Genomic DNA, 23,211 nt, shown 5'->3' with positions numbered 1-23,211 from the left:
GAAAGCGCATCGGGCATTTGATTATTAACAGGTAACGACCGTGCTCAACAAACTCTCTCGTCTGCTGGCTGATGCCGGTATTTCTCTTACCGATCACCAGAAAAATCAGCTGATTGCGTATGTCGATATGCTGCACAAATGGAACAAAGCCTACAACCTGACGTCGGTGCGGGATCCAAACGAAATGCTGGTACGCCATATTCTGGACAGCATTGTCGTTGCACCGTATCTGAAGGGTGAGCGTTTTATCGATGTAGGTACGGGACCGGGCCTGCCGGGAATTCCGCTTTCTATCGTGCGCCCTGAAGCGCATTTCACACTGCTCGATAGCCTGGGAAAACGCGTTCGTTTCTTGCGTCAGGTGCAGCATGAGCTTGCGCTTACTAACATCACTCCTGTGCAAAGTCGGGTTGAAGAATTTCCTTCAGAACCCCCGTTTGATGGGGTGATTAGCCGTGCTTTCGCTTCACTCAATGATATGGTGAGCTGGTGTCACCATTTGCCGGGCCAGAATGGGCGTTTTTATGCGCTAAAAGGGCAGTTGCCTGCAGATGAAATTGATTCGCTGCCAGCAGAATTCAGCGTTGAGTCCGTCGAAAAATTACGCGTTCCGCAGTTGGATGGTGAACGTCATTTGGTGGTTATTAAGCCAAACAAAATTTAATTTTTATCAAAAAAAATAGAGAAAAAACGGCTTTTCAGGTGTTAAAAGTCATAGGTAATAGTGCGGTTAAATGTCGTTACATTTCACTAGTGCCTTACGGTTTTGCATCATAACTATAACGTACCGTTTTTTGTTAAAAGCGAAACAAGTCAGCTGTGAAAATATCAGTCTGCTAAAAATAGAACGTAAGAATCACTGTTCGTGTTAATTTTTTATTATAAATGTCAATGAGCGGTTTTTTTGTTGTTAGGCGTTGTTTTTGAAATAGTGGCTATTTTTACGCTTAAATATCAAAAAGATGAAAAGGCATCAATTGCCACGTAAATAAATTATGCGAAGGTGAATATGTTCAATATGTGATCTGGTGCACGCTTTGACGCCAGTATTTTCGCGGCATTTGCAGTTTTGCATGATCGTTCACAGTTTGCCTAAAAGTAATAAATGTGGGGCAGCGAAAAATATTTAAACATTTATTCACTTTTTAGCTACTTATTGTTTGAAATCACGAAGGCGCACCGTATAATTTGTCCGCTTTTTGATGCTTGACTCTAAGCCATAAAGAACGTTTTATACGACACGCGGCATACCTCGAAGGGAGCAGGAGTAAAAACGTGATGTCTATGTCGCTCTTGAGTCGAAACGTTGCTCGTAAGCTTTTGCTCACACAGCTTCTGGTTGTAATAGCAAGTGGATTGCTGTTTAGCCTCAAAGACCCTTTCTGGGGCATCTCCGCGTTGTGTGGAGGATTGGCAGTGTTACTGCCTAATGTGTTGTTTATGATATTTGCCTGGCGTCACCAGGTACATACACCAGCGAAGGGCCGAGTAGCCTGGTCGTTCGCTTTCGGCGAAGCCTTCAAGGTATTAGCTATGCTGGTGTTGTTGGTGGTGGCGTTGGCTGTTTTGAAAGCGGTATTCATGCCGCTGATCGTTACGTGGGTTTTGGTGCTGGTGGTTCAGATACTGGCGCCGGCTGTAATTAACAACAAAGGGTAAAGGCATCATGGCTTCAGAAAATATGACGCCGCAGGATTACATAGGACACCATCTGAATAACCTTCAGTTGGACCTACGTACATTCTCGCTGGTGGATCCGCACAACCCCCCAGCCACCTTCTGGACGCTCAATATTGACTCCATTTTCTTCTCGGTGGTTCTGGGTCTGTTGTTCCTGCTTATGTTCCGTAGCGTAGCCAAAAAGGCGACCAGCGGCGTACCAGGTAAATTTCAGACCGCGATTGAGCTGGTAATCGGCTTTGTGCATGGTAGCGTGAAAGACATGTACCATGGCAAAAGCAAGCTGATTGCTCCGCTGGCCCTGACGATTTTCGTCTGGGTATTCCTGATGAACTTGATGGATTTGCTGCCTATCGACCTGCTGCCGTACATCGGTGAGCATATCTTTGGCCTACCGGCTCTGCGTGTGGTTCCGTCTGCTGACGTGAACATCACCCTGTCGATGGCGCTGGGCGTATTTATCCTCATTCTGTTCTACAGCATCAAAATGAAAGGCATCGGTGGCTTCGCGAAAGAGTTGACGCTGCAGCCGTTCAATCACTGGGCGTTCATCCCTGTCAACTTAATCCTTGAAGGGGTAAGCCTGCTGTCCAAACCAATCTCTCTTGGTCTGCGACTGTTCGGCAACATGTATGCCGGTGAGCTGATTTTCATTCTGATTGCTGGTCTGTTGCCGTGGTGGTCACAGTGGATCCTGAATGTGCCTTGGGCCATTTTCCACATACTGATTATCACGCTGCAAGCCTTCATATTTATGGTTCTGACGATTGTCTATCTGTCGATGGCATCTGAAGAGCATTAATTTACCAACACTACTACGTTTTAACTGAAACAAACTGGAGACTGTCATGGAAAACCTGAATATGGATCTGCTGTACATTGCTGCCGCTGTGATGATGGGTCTGGCGGCAATCGGTGCTGCGATCGGTATCGGCATCCTCGGGGGTAAATTCCTGGAAGGCGCAGCGCGTCAACCGGATCTGATTCCTCTGCTGCGTACTCAGTTCTTTATCGTTATGGGTCTGGTGGATGCAATCCCAATGATCGCTGTAGGTCTGGGTCTGTACGTGATGTTTGCTGTCGCGTAGTAAGCGTTGCTTGAATTAAGAGCAATATCAGAACGTTAACTAGATAGAGGCATTGTGCTGTGAATCTTAACGCAACAATCCTCGGCCAGGCCATCGCGTTTGTCCTGTTCGTTCTGTTCTGCATGAAGTACGTATGGCCGCCATTAATGGCTGCCATCGAAAAACGTCAAAAAGAAATTGCTGACGGCCTTGCTTCTGCAGAACGAGCACATAAGGATCTTGACCTTGCAAAGGCCAGCGCGACCGACCAGCTGAAAAAAGCGAAGGCGGAAGCTCAGGTAATCATCGAGCAGGCGAACAAACGCCGTGCTCAGATCCTGGACGAAGCTAAAACTGAAGCAGAGCAGGAACGTACTAAAATCGTGGCACAGGCGCAGGCGGAAATTGACGCCGAGCGTAAACGTGCTCGCGAAGAGCTGCGTAAGCAAGTTGCTATCCTGGCTGTTGCTGGCGCCGAGAAGATCATCGAACGTTCCGTGGATGAAGCTGCTAATAGCGACATCGTGGACAAACTTGTCGCTGAACTGTAAGGAGGGAGGGGCTGATGTCTGAATTTATTACGGTAGCTCGCCCCTACGCCAAAGCAGCTTTTGACTTTGCCGTTGAGCACCAAAGCATTGACCGTTGGCAGGATATGTTGACGTTCGCCGCTGAGGTGACAAAAAACGAACAAATGGCAGAGCTTCTCTCTGGCGCGCTGGCGCCGGAAACGCTCGCTGAGTCGTTTATCGCCGTGTGCGGTGAGCAGCTGGACGAAAGCGGCCAAAACCTGATTAGGGTTATGGCTGAAAATAACCGTCTGAATGCGCTCCCGGATGTTCTTGAGCAGTTTATTCACCTGCGTGCAGCCAGTGAGGCTATCTCTGAGGTAGAAGTCACTTCTGCCAATGCACTGAGTGATGAACAGCTTACGAAGATTAGTGCTGCGATGGAAAAACGTCTGTCACGCAAAGTTAAGCTGAATTGCAAAATCGATAAGTCTGTAATGGCAGGCGTAATCATCCGAGCGGGTGATATGGTCATTGATGGCAGCGTACGCGGCCGTCTTGAGCGCCTTGCAGACGTCTTGCAGTCTTAAGGGGACTGGAGCATGCAACTGAATTCCACCGAAATCAGCGAACTGATCAAGCAGCGCATTGCTCAGTTCAGTGTTGTGAGCGAAGCTCATAACGAAGGTACTATTGTTTCTGTAAGTGACGGTGTTATCCGCATTCACGGCCTGGCCGATTGTATGCAGGGTGAGATGATTTCCCTGCCGGGTAACCGTTACGCTATCGCACTGAACCTGGAGCGCGACTCCGTAGGTGCAGTTGTGATGGGTCCATACGCTGACCTCGCCGAAGGCATGAAGGTTAAGTGTACGGGTCGTATTCTGGAAGTTCCGGTTGGCCGTGGCCTGCTGGGTCGTGTGGTGAACACTCTGGGTTCCCCGATTGACGGTAAAGGTCCGGTTGATAACGATGGCTTCTCGCCAATCGAAGTTATCGCACCAGGCGTAATCGAACGTCAGTCCGTCGACCAACCAGTACAGACCGGTTATAAATCTGTTGATGCCATGATCCCAATCGGTCGTGGCCAGCGTGAGCTGATCATCGGTGACCGTCAGACAGGTAAAACTGCGATGGCAATCGATGCCATCATCAACCAGCGTGATTCCGGCATCAAATGTGTGTACGTGGCTATCGGCCAGAAAGCGTCCACCATTTCCAACGTGGTTCGTAAACTGGAAGAACACGGCGCACTGTCCAACACCATCGTTGTTGTGGCGACCGCGTCTGAATCTGCTGCACTGCAATACCTGGCACCATATGCCGGTTGCGCAATGGGCGAATACTTCCGTGACCGCGGTGAAGATGCACTGATCGTTTACGATGACCTGTCTAAACAGGCCGTTGCTTACCGTCAGGTTTCCCTGCTGCTGCGTCGTCCGCCAGGACGTGAAGCATTCCCGGGCGACGTATTTTACCTCCACTCCCGTCTGCTGGAACGCGCATCCCGCGTAAACGCGGAATACGTTGAGAAGTTCACCAATGGTGAAGTTAAAGGTAAAACCGGCTCCCTGACCGCTCTGCCGATTATCGAAACCCAGGCGGGTGACGTTTCTGCGTTCGTTCCGACCAACGTAATTTCCATTACCGATGGTCAGATCTTCCTGGAAACCAACCTGTTTAACTCCGGTATTCGTCCGGCAGTTAACCCGGGTATCTCCGTATCTCGTGTTGGTGGTGCAGCGCAGACCAAGATCATCAAGAAACTGTCCGGTGGTATTCGTACCGCTCTGGCACAGTATCGTGAACTGGCAGCGTTTTCTCAGTTCGCTTCCGACCTGGATGAAGCTACTCGTAAGCAGCTGAGCCACGGTCAGAAAGTAACTGAACTGCTGAAGCAGAAACAGTATGCGCCAATGTCTGTTGCACAGCAGGGTGTGGTGCTGTTTGCGGCTGAACGCGGTTACCTCGAAGATGTGGAACTGGCGAAAATCGGTAGCTTCGAAGCCGCTCTGCTGGCTTACGTTGACCGTGACCACGCTCCGCTGATGCAAGAGATCAACCAGTCCGGTGGCTATAACGATGAAATCGAAGGCAAGCTGAAAGCTATCCTCGATTCCTTCAAGGCAACCCAGTCCTGGTAACGTCTGGCGGTCTGCTTTAGGGCGGACCGCAAGGCATTGAGGAGAAGCTCATGGCCGGCGCAAAAGAGATACGTAGTAAGATCGCAAGCGTCCAGAACACGCAGAAGATCACTAAAGCGATGGAGATGGTCGCCGCTTCCAAAATGCGTAAATCGCAGGATCGCATGGCGGCCAGCCGTCCTTATGCAGAGACCATGCGCAAAGTGATTGGTCACCTTGCGAATGGTAATCTGGAATATAAGCACCCTTACCTGGAAGAACGCGACGTTAAACGCGTGGGCTACCTGGTGGTGTCGACCGACCGTGGTCTGTGCGGTGGCTTGAACATTAACCTGTTCAAAAAGCTGCTGGCGGATATGAAAACATGGTCCGATAAAGGCGTTCAGTGCGATATCGCAATGATCGGCTCTAAGGGCGTGTCTTTCTTTAACTCCGTTGGCGGAAACGTGATCGCTCAGGTAACTGGCATGGGGGATAACCCTTCCCTGTCCGAACTGATCGGTCCGGTTAAAGTGATGCTGCAGGCCTACGATGAAGGTCGTCTGGACAAACTGTACGTTGTCAGCAACAAATTTATTAACACCATGTCTCAGACGCCAACCATCACTCAACTGCTGCCTCTGCCGGCATCAGATGATGATGAATTGAAGCGTAAATCTTGGGATTACCTGTATGAGCCAGACCCGAAAGCGCTGCTGGATACCTTGCTGCGTCGTTATGTCGAGTCTCAGGTTTATCAGGGCGTGGTAGAAAACCTGGCCAGCGAGCAGGCCGCACGTATGGTGGCGATGAAAGCCGCGACCGACAATGGCGGCAGCCTGATTAAAGAGCTGCAGTTGGTATACAACAAAGCTCGTCAGGCCAGCATTACTCAGGAACTCACCGAAATCGTCGGTGGTGCATCCGCGGTATAACCAGGTTAATTCGTAGAGGATTCAAGATGGCTACTGGAAAAATTGTCCAGGTAATCGGCGCCGTGGTTGACGTCGAATTCCCTCAGGATGCCGTACCGCGCGTGTACGATGCTCTTGAGGTTATGAATGGTAAAGAGAGCCTGGTGCTGGAAGTTCAGCAGCAGCTCGGCGGCGGTATCGTACGTACCATCGCCATGGGTTCTTCCGACGGTCTGCGTCGTGGTCTGGAAGTTAAAGACCTCGAACACCCGATCGAAGTCCCGGTAGGTAAAGCAACCCTGGGTCGTATCATGAACGTCCTGGGTCACCCGATCGACATGAAAGGCGATATCGGTGAAGAAGAGCGTTGGGCTATCCACCGCGCAGCACCTTCCTACGAAGAGCTGTCCAGCTCTCAGGAACTGCTGGAAACCGGCATCAAAGTTATCGACCTGATGTGTCCGTTCGCTAAGGGCGGTAAAGTCGGTCTGTTCGGTGGTGCGGGTGTAGGTAAAACCGTAAACATGATGGAGCTGATCCGTAACATCGCGATCGAACACTCCGGTTACTCCGTGTTTGCGGGCGTAGGTGAACGTACTCGTGAGGGTAACGACTTCTACCACGAAATGACCGACTCCAACGTACTGGACAAAGTGTCCCTGGTATATGGCCAGATGAACGAGCCGCCGGGAAACCGTCTGCGCGTTGCACTGACCGGTCTGACCATGGCTGAGAAGTTCCGTGACGAAGGTCGTGACGTTCTGCTGTTCGTTGATAACATCTACCGTTACACCCTGGCCGGTACAGAAGTATCTGCACTGCTGGGTCGTATGCCATCAGCGGTAGGCTACCAGCCGACCCTGGCGGAAGAGATGGGTGTTCTTCAGGAACGTATCACCTCTACCAAAACCGGTTCTATCACCTCCGTTCAGGCGGTATACGTACCTGCGGATGACTTGACTGACCCATCCCCAGCAACCACCTTTGCTCACCTGGATGCAACCGTGGTACTGAGCCGTCAGATCGCTTCTCTGGGTATCTACCCGGCAGTTGACCCGCTGGACTCCACCAGCCGTCAGTTGGATCCGCTGGTTGTTGGTCAGGAACACTACGACACCGCGCGTGGCGTACAGTCCCTGCTGCAGCGTTATCAGGAACTGAAAGACATCATCGCCATCCTGGGTATGGATGAACTGTCTGAAGAAGATAAACTGGTGGTAGCACGTGCGCGTAAGATCCAGCGCTTCCTGTCCCAGCCGTTCTTCGTTGCGGAAGTATTCACCGGTTCTCCGGGTAAATACGTTTCCCTGAAAGACACCATCCGTGGCTTTAAAGGCATCATGGAAGGCGAATACGACCACCTGCCAGAGCAGGCGTTCTACATGGTTGGTTCTATCGACGAAGCCGTGGAAAAAGCCAAAAAACTTTAACGCCTTAATCGGAGGGTGATATGGCAATGACTTACCACCTGGACGTCGTCAGCGCAGAGCAACAAATGTTCTCTGGTCTGGTCGAGAAAATCCAGGTAACGGGTAGTGAAGGTGAACTGGGTATTTTCCCGGGTCACGCCCCGCTGCTCACCGCCATTAAGCCTGGTATGATCCGCATCGTTAAACAGTTCGGTCATGAAGAGTTTATCTATCTGTCCGGCGGCATTCTTGAAGTGCAGCCTGGCAGCGTGACCGTACTGGCTGATACCGCGATTCGCGGACAGGATCTCGATGAAGCGAGAGCCCTGGAAGCGAAGCGTAAGGCTGAAGAGCATATCAAGAGCTCTCATGGTGACGTGGATTACGCTCAGGCATCTGCGGAACTGGCCAAAGCGATCGCGAAACTGCGCGTTATCGAGTTGACCAAAAAAGCGATGTAACACCGGCTTGAAAAGCACAAAGGCCAGTCTGGTTTCCAGGCTGGCTTTTTTTATGGATTTGTTTCAGTAAAAGTGGAACTAAAAAGCTGTTTTATTATTTTGTGATTTACATCACAAAAATGTTGATCGGTTAAAAAATGAGGCGTAAACTCTTTTTTGTGTGATGTGTGTCACAAAATTAATTCAGATAAAAACAGGATACCAACATGAAATTGTTTAACAAAATCATCGCCCTTTTCAGCAGCATGGACGTTTAGTCGTTCCCTACCTGCTCTGTGGCGCGATGCTTAATACGGTTTATCAGCTAGCGCCATCGTTATTAAATCCCCCTCCTTCGCTGTATCATTTGTTCTCTGTCTTTCCCCCTCAATTTTCCCTACCCGTTTTTCTGCTTCTCACTGAATCACATAAATAAAATCGTATTATGCTGATGTAATGCTTTATTCATGCGGTAAAAAAATAGCAAAAACATTAACCTAAGGCTTTAATAAGAGCAGACTCCTGGTTTTTGGGAGACAAAAGACGCAGATATAGACGAAAATAGTGAGTTATCAGATGGGGAATCCCCCCTGTTGAACGTTTTATCTTCGGTCCATTTCACGCTGAAAAAAATGTAGTATTTTCAATGTGAAACGGTATAAATTCGTTCTCAAATTACAGTCAGGACGTGTATGTTGAATAATGCTATGAGCGTTGTGATCCTTGCCGCAGGCAAAGGCACGCGTATGTATTCCGATCTTCCTAAAGTGCTGCACACCCTCGCAGGAAAGCCGATGGTTCAGCATGTCATTGATGCAGCTAATGAATTAGGTGCGACTCATGTGCACCTTGTCTACGGACACGGTGGCGATCTGCTTAAGCAAACGCTGAAAGATGGCAATCTGAATTGGGTTCTGCAGGCTGAGCAGTTGGGTACCGGCCATGCAATGCAGCAGGCGGCGCCATTCTTTAGTGATGACGAAGACATTTTAATGCTCTATGGAGATGTGCCGCTGATCTCTACCGATACCTTACGTCGCCTGCGTGAAGCCAAACCGCAGGGCGGTATCGGTTTGTTAACGGTAAAACTGGACGACCCATCCGGCTATGGGCGTATTACCCGTGATAACGGCAAAGTTACTGGCATTGTTGAGCATAAAGATGCAACCGACGAGCAGCGTCAAATCCAGGAAATCAATACTGGCATTCTGATTGCCAACGGCGCTGACATGAAGCGTTGGCTGTCTAAACTGACCAACAACAACGTGCAGGGTGAATACTACATCACCGATATCATCGCGATGGCGTATCAGGAAGGACGTGAAATTGCTGCGGTACATCCGGCACGAATCAGTGAAACGGAAGGGGTAAATAACCGCCTTCAGTTATCCCGTCTGGAACGTGTGTATCAGTCCGAGCAGGCAGAAAAACTGCTGCTGGCGGGCGTGATGCTGCGCGATCCTGCACGTTTTGATCTTCGCGGTACGCTGATTCACGGGCGCGATGTTGAAATTGATACTAACGTTATCATTGAAGGTAACGTAACCGTTGGAGATCGCGTCAAGATTGGCGCTGGCTGCATCATCAAAAACAGCGTGATTGGTGAGGGTTGTGAGCTTAGCCCGTACAGTGTGGTGGAAGATGCCCATCTGGAAGCCGCTTGCACCATCGGTCCATTCGCGCGTCTGCGCCCGGGTGCTGAGCTGCAGGAAGGCGCACACGTGGGTAACTTCGTCGAAATGAAAAAAGCGCGTCTGGGTAAAGGCTCTAAAGCTGGTCATTTGACCTATCTGGGCGATGCGGAAATTGGCGATAATGTGAATATCGGCGCGGGTACGATCACCTGCAACTACGATGGTGCCAATAAGTTTAAAACCATTATTGGTGATGATGTGTTTGTGGGTTCTGATACTCAGCTGGTGGCACCTGTCACCGTGGGTAAAGGTGCGACGATTGCCGCAGGAACCACCGTAACGCGTAATGTCGCCGATAACGAATTGGTATTAAGCCGTGTACCTCAGGTCCATAAACAGGGCTGGCAGCGTCCGGTGAAGAAGAAGTAATTTATTTTTGCCAGATGGCGGCTTTGCCTTATCCGGCCTACGTGCGGTGACGTTCTGTAGGCCTGATAAGCGTGAGCGCCATCAGGCAGACAAGAGATGAGGGGATAATATAATCCTCCGCTCAACAAGCAGTACCTATAAAAATAACCCCACTCTCTACAAGGCTCGGGGCGCCCGGAATACGGGTATCAGGTTGACCGACAACGACAGGCACAATGCCTAAATTCGGAATCAAAAAATATGTGTGGAATTGTTGGCGCTATCGCGCAGCGTGATGTAGCTGAAATCCTTCTCGAAGGTTTACGCCGTCTGGAATATCGTGGTTATGACTCTGCTGGTCTGGCCGTTGTAGATGCTGAAGGCAACATGACCCGTCTGCGTCGTCTGGGTAAAGTGCAGATGCTGACTGCTGCTGCGGAAGAACATCCGCTGCATGGTGGTACTGGTATTGCTCACACCCGCTGGGCGACACACGGTGAACCTTCAGAAGCGAACGCGCATCCCCATGTTTCTGAACACATTGTTGTGGTGCATAACGGCATCATTGAAAACCATGAACCACTGCGTGAGCTGTTGAAAACGCGTGGCTACACCTTTGTTTCTGAAACCGACACCGAAGTGATTGCTCACCTGGTGCACTGGGAGCTGGAACAGGGTGGTACGTTACGTGAAGCCGTGCTGCGTACTATTCCGCAGCTGCGCGGTGCCTACGGCACGGTGATCATGGATACCCGTAACCCGGAAACCCTGCTGGCGGCCCGTTCTGGCAGCCCGCTGGTGATTGGTCTGGGTATGGGTGAGAACTTTATCGCTTCCGATCAGCTGGCACTGCTGCCGGTAACCCGTCGCTTCATCTTCCTGGAAGAGGGCGACATCGCGGAAGTAACCCGTCGTTCGGTCTCTATTTTCGACAAGTCTGGCGCGGAAGTGAAACGTCAGGATATCGAATCTAATCTGCAATACGATGCGGGCGAAAAAGGTATTTATCGCCACTACATGCAGAAAGAGATCTACGAACAGCCGAACGCAATTAAAAACACGCTGACCGGCCGTATCAGCCACAGTGAAGTGGATTTAAGCGAGCTGGGTTCGCATGCCAACGAGCTGCTGTCTCAGGTTGAGCATATCCAGATTATCGCCTGCGGTACGTCGTACAACTCCGGTATGGTGTCCCGCTACTGGTTTGAATCGCTGGCTGGCATTCCTTGTGATGTCGAAATTGCTTCCGAATTCCGCTATCGCAAATCCGCCGTGCGTCGTAACAGCCTGATGATCACCCTTTCCCAGTCTGGTGAAACGGCAGATACCCTGGCGGGTCTGCGCTTATCCAAAGAGTTGGGCTATCTGGGTTCGCTGGCTATTTGTAACGTACCGGGCTCTTCTCTGGTGCGCGAATCCGACCTGGCGATGATGACCAATGCCGGTACCGAAATCGGCGTGGCCTCCACGAAAGCATTTACCACTCAGCTGACCGTTCTGCTGATGCTGGTGGCGAAACTGTCTCGTCTGAAAGGCCTGGATGTGGCTATTGAGCAGGAAATCGTTCACGGTCTGCAGGCGCTGCCGAGCCGTATTGAGCAGATGCTGTCTCAGGACAAACGCATTGCCGCTCTGGCTGAAGGATTCTCTGATAAACACCATGCGCTGTTCCTGGGCCGTGGCGATCAGTACCCGATTGCGCTGGAAGGCGCGCTGAAGCTGAAAGAGATCTCTTATATTCACGCTGAAGCTTATGCCGCAGGCGAACTGAAACACGGTCCGCTGGCGCTGATTGATGCCGATATGCCGGTTATCGTAGTCGCGCCGAACAACGAACTGCTGGAAAAACTGAAATCCAACATTGAGGAAGTTCGCGCCCGTGGTGGTCAGCTGTACGTCTTTGCTGACCAGGATGCTGGCTTTACCAGCAGCGAAAACATGCACATCATTGAGATGCCGCATGTGGAAGAGGTGATTGCACCGATCTTCTATACCGTTCCGCTGCAGCTGCTGGCGTATCATGTGGCGCTGATTAAAGGCACCGACGTGGATCAGCCGCGTAACCTGGCGAAGTCGGTTACCGTAGAGTAATCCGTACCTAACTGAACTGAAAATGCCCTGCTATGAGCGGGGCATTTTTTTAAACTTGTTCTGTTTTTAATCAATTATCCCGCCTGTTTTATGTGACAAACCGTCATCTTCAGCGACTGTTTGCAGTGTCATAAAATGAAAATTTTAGCGAAATGTTATTGTCATGGTAATGGTTAACGTTTTGTTTTAAATGTATTTTTAGATAAATAACTTCCCGTATTTTTCATTGTCATAAAACTGTCATATTTCGTACATTTAACTGTCACCTGTTTGTCCTATTTTGCTCACAGTAGCAACTCAAACAACGATTTACGAAAACCGTGCAGGAGACATTATGAAAGTTATGCGTACCACTGTCGCAACTGTTGTCGCCGCGACCTTATCCATGAGCGCGTTCTCTGCGTTTGCAGCAGCGAGCCTGACAGGTGCAGGTGCAACCTTCCCTGCGCCAGTGTATGCCAAATGGGCAGATACCTATCAGAAAGAGACCGGTAGCAAAGTAAACTACCAGGGTATCGGCTCCTCCGGTGGCGTAAAACAAATTACGGCCAATACCGTTGATTTCGGCGCTTCTGATGCCCCGCTGTCTGACGAGAAACTGGCACAAGAAGGCCTGTTCCAGTTCCCGACCGTTATCGGCGGTGTGGTGCTGGCGGTGAATATCCCTGGACTGAAATCCGGCGAGCTGGTGCTTGACGGTAAAACGCTGGGCGACATCTACCTCGGTAAAATTAAGAAGTGGGATGACGAAGCCATCACCAAACTGAACCCAGGTCTGAAGCTGCCTTCGCAAAATATCGCCGTTGTGCGTCGCGCTGATGGTTCTGGTACTTCCTTCGTCTTCACTAGCTACCTGGCGAAAGTGAACGAAGAGTGGAAATCTAAAATTGGTTCCGGCTCTACCGTTAACTGGCCGACCGGTCTGGGCGGTAAAGGTAACGACGGTATCGCCGCGTTCGTACAGCGTCTGCCGGGTTCTATCGGTTACGTTGAGTACGCTTACGCTAAGCAGAACAACCTGGCGTACACCAAGCTGGTCTCTGCTGATGGTAAACCGGTAAGTCCGACCGAAGAAAACTTTGCCAACGCCGCTAAAGGCGCTGACTGGAGCAAAACTTTCGCTCAGGATCTGACTAACCAGAAAGGTGACGATGCGTGGCCAATCACTTCCACCACCTTCATCCTGGTCCATAAAGAGCAGAAGAAGCCTGAGCAGGGCGTTGAAGTGCTGAAATTCTTCGATTGGGCATATAAAAATGGTGGCAAACAGGCTAATGACCTGGATTACGCCAGCCTGCCGGACAGCGTGGTTGAGCAGATTCGTGCTGCATGGAAGACCAACGTGAAAGACAGCAGCGGTAAAGCGCTGTACTAATAGAATATCTTTAACGAGTTGGCGGATGGCGCTACGCTTATCCGCCCTACAGTTCCGACTGTAGGCCCAATTTGTAGGCCGGATAAGCGTAGCGCCATCCGGCAGGGCAATTTCGTAAACGCGTTTAACTTAAAGAGTGATTTATGGCTGCAACCAAGCCTGCTTTTAACCCACCGGGTAAAAAGGGTGACATGATATTCAGCGCGCTGGTAAAACTGGCTGCGCTGATTGTGCTATTGATGTTGGGTGGCATTATTGTCTCTCTGGTTATCTCCTCCTGGCCAAGCATACAGAAATTTGGTTTCTCCTTTTTGTGGACCAAAGACTGGGATGCGCCGAACGATATCTACGGCGCGCTGGTACCGATTTACGGTACGCTGGTCACCTCGTTTATTGCATTGCTGATTGCCGTTCCGGTGAGTTTCGGCATTGCGCTGTTCCTGACTGAACTTGCACCCGGTTGGCTGCGTCGTCCGCTGGGTATCGCTATTGAACTGCTGGCAGCAATTCCGAGTATCGTATACGGCATGTGGGGCCTGTTTATCTTTGCCCCGCTGTTTGCGACGTACTTCCAGGAGCCAGTCGGAAACATCCTTTCCAACATTCCGTTTGTTGGTGCACTGTTCGCTGGCCCGGCGTTTGGTATCGGTATTCTGGCGGCTGGTGTGATCCTCGCTATCATGATCATTCCGTACATTGCTGCGGTTATGCGTGATGTGTTCGAACAAACGCCGGTGCTTATGAAAGAGTCAGCCTACGGCATCGGCTGTACCACCTGGGAAGTTATCTGGCGTATCGTCCTGCCGTTCACCAAAAATGGTGTGATCGGCGGTGTGATGCTGGGTCTGGGCCGCGCGCTGGGTGAAACCATGGCGGTCACCTTTATCATTGGTAACACCTACCAGCTCGATAGTGCCTCGCTGTACATGCCGGGCAACAGTATTACCTCTGCGCTGGCGAATGAATTTGCCGAAGCGGAATCTGGCCTGCACGTTGCTGCGTTGATGGAACTGGGTCTGATTCTGTTTGTGATCACCTTCATCGTACTGGCGGCGTCTAAGTTCATGATCATGCGCCTTGCGAAGAACGAGGGGGCACGCTAATGGCTACGCTTGAAATGCAAAACACCACTGCGCTGGCGGAGTCCCGCCGTAAAATGCAGGCACGTCGCCGTCTGAAGAACCGCATCGCGCTGACGCTCTCTATGGCGACCATGGCGTTCGGTCTGTTCTGGCTCATTTGGATCCTGATGTCCACGATCACCCGTGGTATTGACGGTATGTCGCTGGCGCTGTTCACCGAAATGACGCCTCCGCCGAATACAGCGGGTGGTGGTCTGGCGAACGCCCTGGCCGGTAGCGGACTGTTAATTCTGTGGGCGACCGTGTTTGGTACTCCGCTTGGCATTATGGCGGGTATCTACCTGGCAGAGTACGGACGTAAGTCCTGGCTGGCTGAGGTTATCCGCTTTATCAATGACATTCTGCTGTCTGCGCCATCAATCGTGGTCGGTCTGTTCGTTTACACCATTGTGGTAGCAAAAATGGAACACTTCTCTGGCTGGGCGGGCGTTATCGCGCTGGCGCTGCTGCAGGTGCCCATTGTTATTCGTACCACGGAGAACATGCTCAAGCTGGTGCCGGATAGCCTGCGTGAAGCCGCCTATGCACTGGGTACGCCGAAATGGAAGATGATTTCTGCGATCACCCTGAAGGCGTCTGTCTCGGGGATCATTACAGGCGTTCTGTTAGCGATTGCTCGTATCGCAGGTGAAACGGCTCCGCTGCTGTTTACGTCGCTCTCCAATCAGTTCTGGAGCACCGACATGATGCAGCCTATCGCCAACCTGCCGGTCACTATCTTTAAGTTTGCGATGAGCCCGTTTGCTGAGTGGCAGCAACTGGCCTGGGCCGGGGTACTGATTATTACCTTGTGCGTACTGCTGCTGAACATTCTGGCGCGCGTCATTTTCGCGAAGAAGAAACACGGTTAATTTTTACGGCGTGGCTGATGCGGCGCCGGATGAGGAAGAGATTGAAATGAGTATGGTTGATACTGCCCCGGGTAAGATTCAGGTTCGTGATTTGAACTTCTACTATGGCAAATTCCATGCCCTGAAGAACATCAACCTGGATATTGCTAAAAACCAGGTAACGGCGTTTATCGGGCCGTCAGGCTGTGGTAAATCGACGCTGCTGCGTACGTTCAACAAAATGTTTGAACTGTACCCGGAGCAGCGTGCGGAAGGTGAAATCCTGCTGGATGGCGACAATATTCTCACCAATACCCAGGATATCGCTCTGCTGCGTGCCAAAGTGGGCATGGTATTTCAGAAGCCGACGCCGTTCCCGATGTCCATCTACGACAACATTGCTTTTGGCGTACGTCTGTTTGAGAAACTCTCGCGTGCAGATATGGACGAGCGTGTGCAGTGGGCATTGACCAAGGCCGCATTGTGGAACGAAACCAAAGATAAATTACACCAGAGCGGGTACTCTCTCTCGGGTGGTCAGCAGCAGCGCCTGTGTATTGCGCGTGGTATCGCCATTCGCCCGGAAGTGCTTCTGCTTGATGAGCCATGTTCAGCGCTCGACCCTATTTCTACCGGGCGTATCGAAGAGCTGATCACTGAGCTAAAAGAGGATTACACCGTCGTTATCGTTACCCACAACATGCAGCAGGCTGCGCGTTGTTCCGATCACACGGCATTTATGTACCTGGGCGAGTTGATTGAGTTCAGCAACACGGACGATCTGTTCACCAAGCCCGCGAAGAAACAAACTGAAGATTACATCACCGGTCGTTACGGCTGATTCAGGAGCTTGTTGTGGATAACCTTAACCTTAATAAACATATTTCCGGCCAGTTCAATGCAGAGCTGGAAAGCATCCGTACCCAGGTGATGACCATGGGCGGCATGGTCGAGCAGCAGCTTTCTGATGCAATCACGGCGATGCACAACCAGGACAGCGAGCTGGCGAAGCGCGTCATTGAAGGCGATAAGAACGTTAACATGATGGAAGTGGCGATCGACGAAGCCTGCGTGCGTATCATCGCCAAGCGTCAACCGACAGCGAGCGACCTGCGTCTGGTGATGGCGATTATCAAAACCATCGCTGAGCTGGAACGTATTGGCGACGTGGCGGACAAAATTTGCCGTACCGCGCTGGAGAAGTTCTCGCAACAGCACCAGCCGCTGCTGGTAAGCCTGGAATCACTGGGCCGCCACACCGTACAAATGCTGCATGACGTGCTGGATGCGTTTGCGCGTATGGATCTGGACGAAGCAGTGCGTATTTATCGCGAAGATAAGAAAGTTGACCAGGAATATGAAGGCATCGTACGTCAGCTGATGACTTATATGATGGAAGACCCTCGTACCATTCCAAGCGTGCTGACCGCGCTGTTCTGCGCACGTTCCATCGAACGTATCGGTGACCGCTGCCAGAATATCTGCGAATACATCTTCTACTTCGTGAAGGGACAAGACTTCCGTCACGTGGGCGGGGATGAGCTGGATAAGCTGCTGGCGGGCAAAGATCCGAAGGAATAAGCGGCTTGTTGCGTGCGCCGGGATCCCCCGGCGTCGCTATTGTAGGCCGGATAAGGTGTTACGCCGCATCCGGCATTCTGCGCCATTCGCCTGATGGCGCTTTGCTTATCGGGCCTACTGTTTATTCGACGATATTCCAACCCCGCGCTTTCCACAATTCCGGCAACTGTGCCAGATCGGTAAACGTCGTGACTTTTGGATGATCGATCGGTTTGTTATGCGGATCGGCGCAGAAGTAGAACACTTCCATCCCGGCGGCAATCCCCGCCTGCGCACCTGCGCTGGAATCATCAACCAGAATGCAGTTCTCAAGGTTAACGTCCATCGCTTTCGCCGCATGGAACATCAGGGCCGGATCGGGCTTCCAACGCTGAATATCGTAGCCGCTGAACAGTAAATCAGGGAAATGGTGTAACATGCCCAGCTTACCCAGCGAATGCTGCATTTTACTGACCGGACCGTTAGAGACCACACACATTGGTACGGCCATGCTGTCCAGTAGCGCATTGGCACCGGCAATCACCTCCAGTTCCGTATCGAACAGACGTGCGACCTCAGCGCGATAAACCGGTTCTAAATCGGCTTTTGCCAGTTCGACACCGTGCTCCTCGTTGATAATGTCGATGATCTCGTACAGCTTTACCCCCTTGAAGCGTTTGAAAATTTCTTCAAGATCGAGCGTAATGCCAAACGCCTGGAACATGCTGACATACGCGCGAGAACAAATCACTTCACTGTCGACAAGGGTACCGTCACAGTCAAAAAATACGGCTTCTATCTGGGACATGTCATTTCCGTTTTAACAAGTTTAACGTTTTCGTAATGCATTATTGGGCGACGCAATCGTTGCCGTATAAGCAAAATCAATGAAAAAAGTTGCTCATAACCCAACCCTATTGTCGCATTTTGGTATAGGATAGCGACGAATTTTCCCTCCTTGTTCGGAAATTGATAATGAGTCAACAACACACAACCCAGGCTTCTGGCCAGGGGATGCTGGAACGCGTGTTCAAACTGCGCGAACATGGCACGACGGCACGGACCGAAGTGATCGCCGGTTTAACGACCTTCCTGACGATGGTGTATATCGTTTTTGTTAACCCGCAAATTCTTGGCGTGGCTGGCATGGATACCAGCGCTGTCTTTGTTACCACCTGCCTTATTGCTGCATTTGGTAGCATCATGATGGGCCTGTTTGCCAACCTGCCGGTCGCACTTGCGCCTGCTATGGGCCTGAACGCATTCTTCGCTTTCGTGGTCGTTGGCGCGATGGGGCTGTCATGGCAGATTGGTATGGGCGCTATCTTCTGGGGCGCTGTTGGTCTGCTGCTGCTGACGATTTTCCGCGTTCGTTACTGGATGATTGCCAATATCCCGGTTAGCCTGCGTGTGGGGATCACCAGCGGTATTGGTCTGTTCATCGGCATGATGGGGCTGAAAAACGCCGGTGTTATCGTCGCCAACAAAGACACGCTGGTGTCTATCGGTAACCTGACGTCCCACAGCGTACTGCTCGGTATCCTGGGCTTCTTTATCATCGCGATTCTGGCGTCCCGTAACATTCACGCGGCGGTGCTGATTTCTATCATCGTAACCACGCTGCTGGGCTGGATGCTTGGCGATGTTCATTACAACGGTATCGTTTCTGCGCCACCGAGCGTGATGTCCGTTATCGGACATGTCGACCTGGCCGGTTCGTTTAACATTGGCCTGGCGGGTGTGATTTTCTCGTTCATGCTGGTTAACCTGTTCGACTCCTCCGGTACGCTGATTGGCGTTACGGATAAAGCCGGTCTGGCGGATGCGAAGGGCAAGTTCCCGCGCATGAAGCAAGCGCTGTATGTGGATAGCGTGTCGTCGGTTACCGGGGCGTTTATCGGGACTTCTTCCGTTACTGCGTATATCGAATCTTCTTCCGGGGTTTCGGTCGGTGGACGTACCGGTCTGACCGCCGTGGTCGTTGGTCTGCTGTTCCTGTTGGTTATCTTCCTGTCGCCGCTGGCGGGGATGGTACCGGGCTATGCAGCCGCTGGTGCGCTGATTTACGTTGGCGTCCTGATGACATCAAGCCTGTCGCGCGTGAAGTGGGATGACCTGACAGAAGCGGTTCCGGCGTTTATTACCGCCGTGATGATGCCCTTTAGCTTCTCAATTACCGAAGGTATTGCGCTGGGCTTTATTTCTTACTGCGTGATGAAGATTGGTACCGGACGTTTCCGCGATCTCAGCCCGTGCGTCATCATTGTCGCGCTGCTGTTTGTGCTGAAGATTGTGTTTATCGACGCGCACTAATCGCTGTTTATTTGCCCATATATCAACAAGCCCGGCATATCGCCGGGCTTTTTCTTTTACGCTTTCACGCGCTGAATGTAGTCGCCAAATGCGGTCAATTGACCTGTCAGATGGTCCAGCGTGCTTTGGTCGATCACTTCACCTGTCTGCGGGTCTACTTTATTCTGAATGACGCCGCCCATAAATTCCGGCTTGTTCATTACCATGGCGTCGAGGAATACCAGGATCTGACGCAGATGATACTGGCAGCGCGCGCCGCCAATAGCACCCATAGAACTGGTCTGGATCAGCACCGGCTTACCCGATAATGGCTGATCGGGCAGGCGGGACAGCCAGTCGATGGCGTTCTTCAGTCCGCCCGGAACAGAATAGTTATATTCAGGTGTTACGATGACGACACCGTCAGCCTTTCTGATTTGCTCAGCCAGCGCTTCTACGCTGGCCGGAAAACCTTCTTCCTGTTGGAGGTCGGCATCGTACAGAGGGATATCACCAATCGACGGCAGCGCGTTCACTTCCATTCCCGCTGGAGCAATCTTGGGCAGCGTACGGGCAACCATTCCATTAAACGAACCTTTGCGCAGACTTCCCAGTAACGTAACAACATTCAATGTTTCAGACATGGTGACTCCTGTTTCATCATGAAGGTTAAATCAAAGCGTATGGCTCTTCGCTGCACATAATTGAGAGAACCGGATCAGACGACCCGTTGGCTCATTGGCGCGAGTCTGGATATCAGGCAAAATTTTCCAGTCCTGTTTACCATCAAACTCCCAAACTTTGAGTTTTTCAATGGTTGGCGTAACCGCAACTGACCACACCAGTACATCTTCCGCATCGCAAATGGCTTCAACCTGCGCCACATGGGCACATTTCAGGCGCCCTGCGCCGGGTAAAAGCTGGAGCTCGCGCGGATCGTCATTGCACACATCGCCAGTGAGTTTGAGTACGCTCTGGCGCAATGTAATGAGCTGCGCGCGTGCTTCGTTGGGGTCGTTTTGGTTATTGATCCACAGGTTTTCGTTACTGGAGAAGCGCCACGTTTCCACTGAATTTGGATTGTGAAACCCGCGGGTGGCCCGCTGAAGTTCCATATCCAGGCCGCACGTTCCTTCAGTTGTCAGCACAACGCCGACGATATTCCCGGCATAGGAAATCGAAAAACCCGGCAGGTTCTTATCGCGAAAAACGGGCTTACCTTTGGCCTGAGTAACAATTTCGGGCAGCGTGCTGGTGCCGTAAAGCATAAACATCAGTTCAGCGAGAAGACTTCGGGAAGCCAGGAAACGTGTCCGGCGATGAGCGGGTAGATCTCTTGCTTCGATATGACATGGAGAAGGGAGGCGAGCTGAAACCAGGTGTCCCTCCGTAAGAATCCCTCTGGCAAAATGTGTCGCCATTTGTCGCTCCGTGATTAATGGTCCGTGATTATTACCAGAGTAACATTTACACGGCTTCCGGGCAGGCTTTGCTGCCCAAAAACTAAGCGAAAATGGGAGACATTACGCGATATTTACATTTCTGTTGCCAGAATGGTCGATTTAGCAACACTAAAATGAAGGATCGTCAGGAGATATCGCGATAAAGCGCCTTGATCGTGTCTTTTAGCCAGACGATCTTAGGATTGTGGCTGTTGCGTTTATGCCAAAGAAGAGTGAACGGTACGCGCATTTTTTCCAGTTGCGCCGTATCAAATGGCATAGGTCGCGCCACGAGTGGAAGCTGGTGGAGTTGGTTATAACGCTGGCAATAGACCGGTGCGGTGGCTATCAGCGCGTGATCCGGCTGCGCGGCCATAAACAGCGATTGCTCAAAACCGGGCAGACATAATGCGATATTGCGTGCGCGTCCCATTTCTTGCAGGACTTCATCCAGCGCCCATGTATCGCTTTGCTCCCAGCTAATGCTGATGTGCGGATAGCGCAGAAAGGTGTCCAGATTCCACTCTTCCTGCAGTGCGGGATGATCTTCACGTAGCCAGACGCAGGGCAGATCGGAAAACAGCACTTCATGGTCGATCGACAATGGCAACAAACTCAGCAGTTCGCGCGAACGCGGATGACTTTCGCGCCCGGTAAAGCCAATATCCACTTCACCGCGAATAATGGCATCCAGCGAATCATAGTCCCAGTTGCGTATTTTGATTGTCGCCTGGGGATAGCGCTGATAAATCTGCTGGGAGAGCGCATTGAACATGATCATCACTAACGGCGTTTCGGCCGCCAGATCAAACTTCAGCCCGCGTGGAGACTCATGGTGCGGCTTATCGAGCAACTGATTGCCCATCTGCATCCATTCAGCAAGGCTCTGCTCCATGCTGACCATCAGCGGCGTCGGCGATAATCCCAGCGGGGTGTTCACAAACAAGGGATCATCAAACCAGGTCCGCAGCTTCGACAGCGACTTACTGACCGCCGACGGTGTGACGTTCATCCGTTTGGCGGTTTTAGTGACGCTGCGTTCCTGCATCAACAGCTGCAGACAGAGCAATAAATTAAGATCAAGACTGCTGAGGGATTTCTTCATGAGTTGGCGCGGACCGGTTAGGTGCAACAGTGATAATCAGCATGATACTCACTATGCTACAGCCAATCAGAATCCCGATCAGCATATTCAGCGCATCAAGGCCAAGAACCGCCGCCAGCCAAATCCACAGCGAGGAACCGCAAACCTGGGCAATACCTAATGCCGAGCTGGCGACGCCCGCACGCAGCGAGAACGGCCCAAGCGCCTGGCTCATCGCAACACCGAAGCCGACCGAGAATCCGGCGCAGATTAACGTCAGCCCGAAAAGCGTTACTGCGTGTGAAGTGGCAAGGGTTAACACCACGCCGGCACACAGAAACAGCACCTGTGAGGTCAGCATCAGAACGCGAGGCTTAAATACGCTCAGAGCAAATGGCGTAGAGAAAGAGACCGCCATACTGATGCCTGCGGTCATGGCCATCGTGGTGGCGTACTCACCACGGTCGAAGCCCATCACTTCCATCAGCAGCACCGGAGACGTGTTCACGAAGGTCAGGATCACCGATACGCTGAGGGTGGTAATGGCCAGACGGCTTAAGAAAAAGCGGTTTACCAGTGATTCGGTTGTGTGGTTCTTTTCCGTCGTCGCCATAAGCGTTGCTGGGCGCGATTCTCGCAGGACAAACACCGACAGCAGGCAAACAGCCACACCCATTCCCATCATCGTGTAGAACAGGCTCTGCCACGGGTATTTGAGCATGATCAGATGCCCCATCACTGGAGCCAACACCGGCACAATACAGGTAATTCCGTTCAACAGCGACAGTACCTTCGCCCGGCGGCGATCGTCGAGCGTATCGCGCAGGATAGCGAAAGCCACCACGTAGCAACAGCCCGCACCTACGCCCTGAATAAAACGACCTATGAGGAATGGCGTACCGCTTTCGGCGAAAGAACATAGCGCAGAGGCGAAAATAAAGATGAGTGCGCCGACTATGGCGACCGGTTTGCGACCTGACTGGTCGGCAATTTTACCGGCGAACAGCATCGCCGTCGCCATTCCTGCCAGATAAACCGAAAACGCGATATGCAGTTGCGCCTCGCTGGCCTGTAAATCGGCAGCAATACGGGGCAGCCCCACCAGATACATATCAATACCGGCAGGATAAAGAAGAACCAGGGCGAAACTGCAGATTAGAAAGCGTGTCATAGCGACCTCATAAGAAATGTGGCGCTAAGCATACGGTCAG

23 protein-coding genes are annotated in these 23,211 nt (G+C 51.5%); 18 read left to right on the top strand and 5 right to left on the bottom strand.

Going from position 1 to position 23,211, the window contains the following annotated elements; genetic code table 11:
* The first annotated feature begins 40 nt into the window (after positions 1-40).
* The 17 genes from rsmG to phoU all read left to right on the top strand — a co-directional run bounded on the left by rsmG (position 41) and on the right by phoU (position 17,203).
* Positions 41-664, top strand: a complete 624-nt coding sequence (rsmG, locus tag OGX97_RS14640; protein ID WP_003827017.1) for a 16S rRNA (guanine(527)-N(7))-methyltransferase RsmG — start codon at positions 41-43, stop codon at positions 662-664.
* 614 nt (positions 665-1,278) lie between these two features.
* Positions 1,279-1,659 carry a F0F1 ATP synthase subunit I gene (gene atpI / locus OGX97_RS14635; protein WP_003827019.1) on the top strand — a complete coding sequence of 127 codons (381 nt, stop codon included), beginning with the start codon at positions 1,279-1,281 and terminating at the stop codon, positions 1,657-1,659.
* 7 nt (positions 1,660-1,666) lie between these two features.
* Positions 1,667-2,482 carry a F0F1 ATP synthase subunit A gene (gene atpB / locus OGX97_RS14630; RefSeq protein WP_003023792.1) on the top strand — a complete coding sequence of 272 codons (816 nt, stop codon included), beginning with the start codon at positions 1,667-1,669 and terminating at the stop codon, positions 2,480-2,482.
* Between the two features lie 46 nt (positions 2,483-2,528).
* Entirely contained in the window at positions 2,529-2,768 is a 240-nt protein-coding gene (gene atpE / locus OGX97_RS14625) for a F0F1 ATP synthase subunit C (RefSeq protein WP_003023794.1), read from the top strand.
* A gap of 59 nt (positions 2,769-2,827) precedes the next feature.
* Positions 2,828-3,298 (top strand): F0F1 ATP synthase subunit B, encoded by a 471-nt coding sequence (gene atpF, locus OGX97_RS14620; protein WP_003827022.1) that lies wholly within the window; start codon positions 2,828-2,830, stop codon positions 3,296-3,298.
* Positions 3,299-3,312: 14 nt separating this feature from the next.
* Entirely contained in the window at positions 3,313-3,846 is a 534-nt protein-coding gene (gene atpH / locus OGX97_RS14615) for a F0F1 ATP synthase subunit delta (RefSeq protein WP_003827024.1), read from the top strand.
* A 12-nt stretch (positions 3,847-3,858) separates the two neighbouring features.
* Positions 3,859-5,400 (top strand): F0F1 ATP synthase subunit alpha, encoded by a 1,542-nt coding sequence (gene atpA / locus OGX97_RS14610; RefSeq protein ID WP_003827026.1) that lies wholly within the window; start codon positions 3,859-3,861, stop codon positions 5,398-5,400.
* 50 nt (positions 5,401-5,450) lie between these two features.
* Positions 5,451-6,314, top strand: a complete 864-nt coding sequence (gene atpG, locus OGX97_RS14605; protein WP_006687765.1) for a F0F1 ATP synthase subunit gamma — start codon at positions 5,451-5,453, stop codon at positions 6,312-6,314.
* A 26-nt stretch (positions 6,315-6,340) separates the two neighbouring features.
* Positions 6,341-7,723 (top strand): F0F1 ATP synthase subunit beta, encoded by a 1,383-nt coding sequence (gene atpD / locus OGX97_RS14600; protein ID WP_003023806.1) that lies wholly within the window; start codon positions 6,341-6,343, stop codon positions 7,721-7,723.
* Positions 7,724-7,743: 20 nt separating this feature from the next.
* A complete protein-coding gene (locus OGX97_RS14595; protein WP_003023809.1) occupies positions 7,744-8,163 on the top strand; it encodes a F0F1 ATP synthase subunit epsilon in 420 nt (139 codons plus the stop codon).
* Positions 8,164-8,834: 671 nt separating this feature from the next.
* Entirely contained in the window at positions 8,835-10,205 is a 1,371-nt protein-coding gene (glmU, locus tag OGX97_RS14590) for a bifunctional UDP-N-acetylglucosamine diphosphorylase/glucosamine-1-phosphate N-acetyltransferase GlmU (protein WP_008786550.1), read from the top strand.
* A gap of 240 nt (positions 10,206-10,445) precedes the next feature.
* Positions 10,446-12,275 (top strand): glutamine--fructose-6-phosphate transaminase (isomerizing), encoded by a 1,830-nt coding sequence (gene glmS / locus OGX97_RS14585; protein ID WP_279850848.1) that lies wholly within the window; start codon positions 10,446-10,448, stop codon positions 12,273-12,275.
* 334 nt (positions 12,276-12,609) lie between these two features.
* On the top strand, positions 12,610-13,650 hold the full coding sequence (gene pstS, locus OGX97_RS14580) for a phosphate ABC transporter substrate-binding protein PstS (RefSeq protein WP_003827033.1): 1,041 nt from the start codon (positions 12,610-12,612) through the stop codon (positions 13,648-13,650).
* Positions 13,651-13,793: 143 nt separating this feature from the next.
* Entirely contained in the window at positions 13,794-14,753 is a 960-nt protein-coding gene (gene pstC, locus OGX97_RS14575; protein WP_008786549.1) for a phosphate ABC transporter permease PstC, read from the top strand.
* Entirely contained in the window at positions 14,753-15,643 is an 891-nt protein-coding gene (gene pstA, locus OGX97_RS14570) for a phosphate ABC transporter permease PstA (protein ID WP_003827037.1), read from the top strand. Before pstC ends, pstA begins: the two co-directional genes overlap by 1 nt.
* Before the next feature lie 46 nt (positions 15,644-15,689).
* The gene (gene pstB / locus OGX97_RS14565) at positions 15,690-16,463 is read left to right on the top strand and encodes a phosphate ABC transporter ATP-binding protein PstB (RefSeq protein WP_003023821.1); all 774 of its coding nucleotides are present in this window, start codon (positions 15,690-15,692) and stop codon (positions 16,461-16,463) included.
* Between the two features lie 14 nt (positions 16,464-16,477).
* Positions 16,478-17,203: a phosphate signaling complex protein PhoU gene (gene phoU / locus OGX97_RS14560; RefSeq protein ID WP_003023824.1), complete on the top strand. Its 726-nt coding sequence runs from the start codon at positions 16,478-16,480 to the stop codon at positions 17,201-17,203.
* Between the two features lie 121 nt (positions 17,204-17,324).
* On the opposite strand, the gene yieH is transcribed toward phoU, so the two are convergent.
* Positions 17,325-17,990 (bottom strand): 6-phosphogluconate phosphatase, encoded by a 666-nt coding sequence (gene yieH / locus OGX97_RS14555; RefSeq protein WP_057067109.1) that lies wholly within the window; start codon positions 17,988-17,990, stop codon positions 17,325-17,327.
* A gap of 167 nt (positions 17,991-18,157) precedes the next feature.
* Here yieH and adeP point away from each other — a divergent pair, with 167 nt between their 5' ends.
* Positions 18,158-19,495: an adenine permease AdeP gene (adeP, locus tag OGX97_RS14550; protein ID WP_279850849.1), complete on the top strand. Its 1,338-nt coding sequence runs from the start codon at positions 18,158-18,160 to the stop codon at positions 19,493-19,495.
* 56 nt (positions 19,496-19,551) lie between these two features.
* Here the strand turns inward: adeP and OGX97_RS14545 are convergent, their stop codons facing one another.
* From OGX97_RS14545 to OGX97_RS14530, 4 genes are all read right to left on the bottom strand, one after another.
* Complete coding sequence (locus OGX97_RS14545; RefSeq protein WP_003827046.1) at positions 19,552-20,118, bottom strand: NADPH-dependent FMN reductase; 567 nt, start codon at positions 20,116-20,118, stop codon at positions 19,552-19,554.
* 30 nt (positions 20,119-20,148) lie between these two features.
* The gene (locus OGX97_RS14540; protein ID WP_032945467.1) at positions 20,149-20,895 is read right to left on the bottom strand and encodes a 4'-phosphopantetheinyl transferase family protein; all 747 of its coding nucleotides are present in this window, start codon (positions 20,893-20,895) and stop codon (positions 20,149-20,151) included.
* A 166-nt stretch (positions 20,896-21,061) separates the two neighbouring features.
* Positions 21,062-22,021, bottom strand: a complete 960-nt coding sequence (gene yidZ, locus OGX97_RS14535) for an HTH-type transcriptional regulator YidZ (RefSeq protein ID WP_003827051.1) — start codon at positions 22,019-22,021, stop codon at positions 21,062-21,064.
* Positions 21,996-23,171: an MFS transporter gene (locus OGX97_RS14530; RefSeq protein ID WP_008786546.1), complete on the bottom strand. Its 1,176-nt coding sequence runs from the start codon at positions 23,169-23,171 to the stop codon at positions 21,996-21,998. The genes yidZ and OGX97_RS14530 overlap by 26 nt, the downstream gene beginning before the upstream one ends.
* Positions 23,172-23,211 lie beyond the last annotated feature (40 nt).

Source organism: Citrobacter sp. Cpo061 (assembly GCF_030332845.1).
Lineage (GTDB): Bacteria > Pseudomonadota > Gammaproteobacteria > Enterobacterales > Enterobacteriaceae > Citrobacter > Citrobacter portucalensis.
The sequence above is the reverse complement of the archived record's forward strand: the minus strand, read 5'-3'. Positions and strand labels throughout refer to the sequence as shown.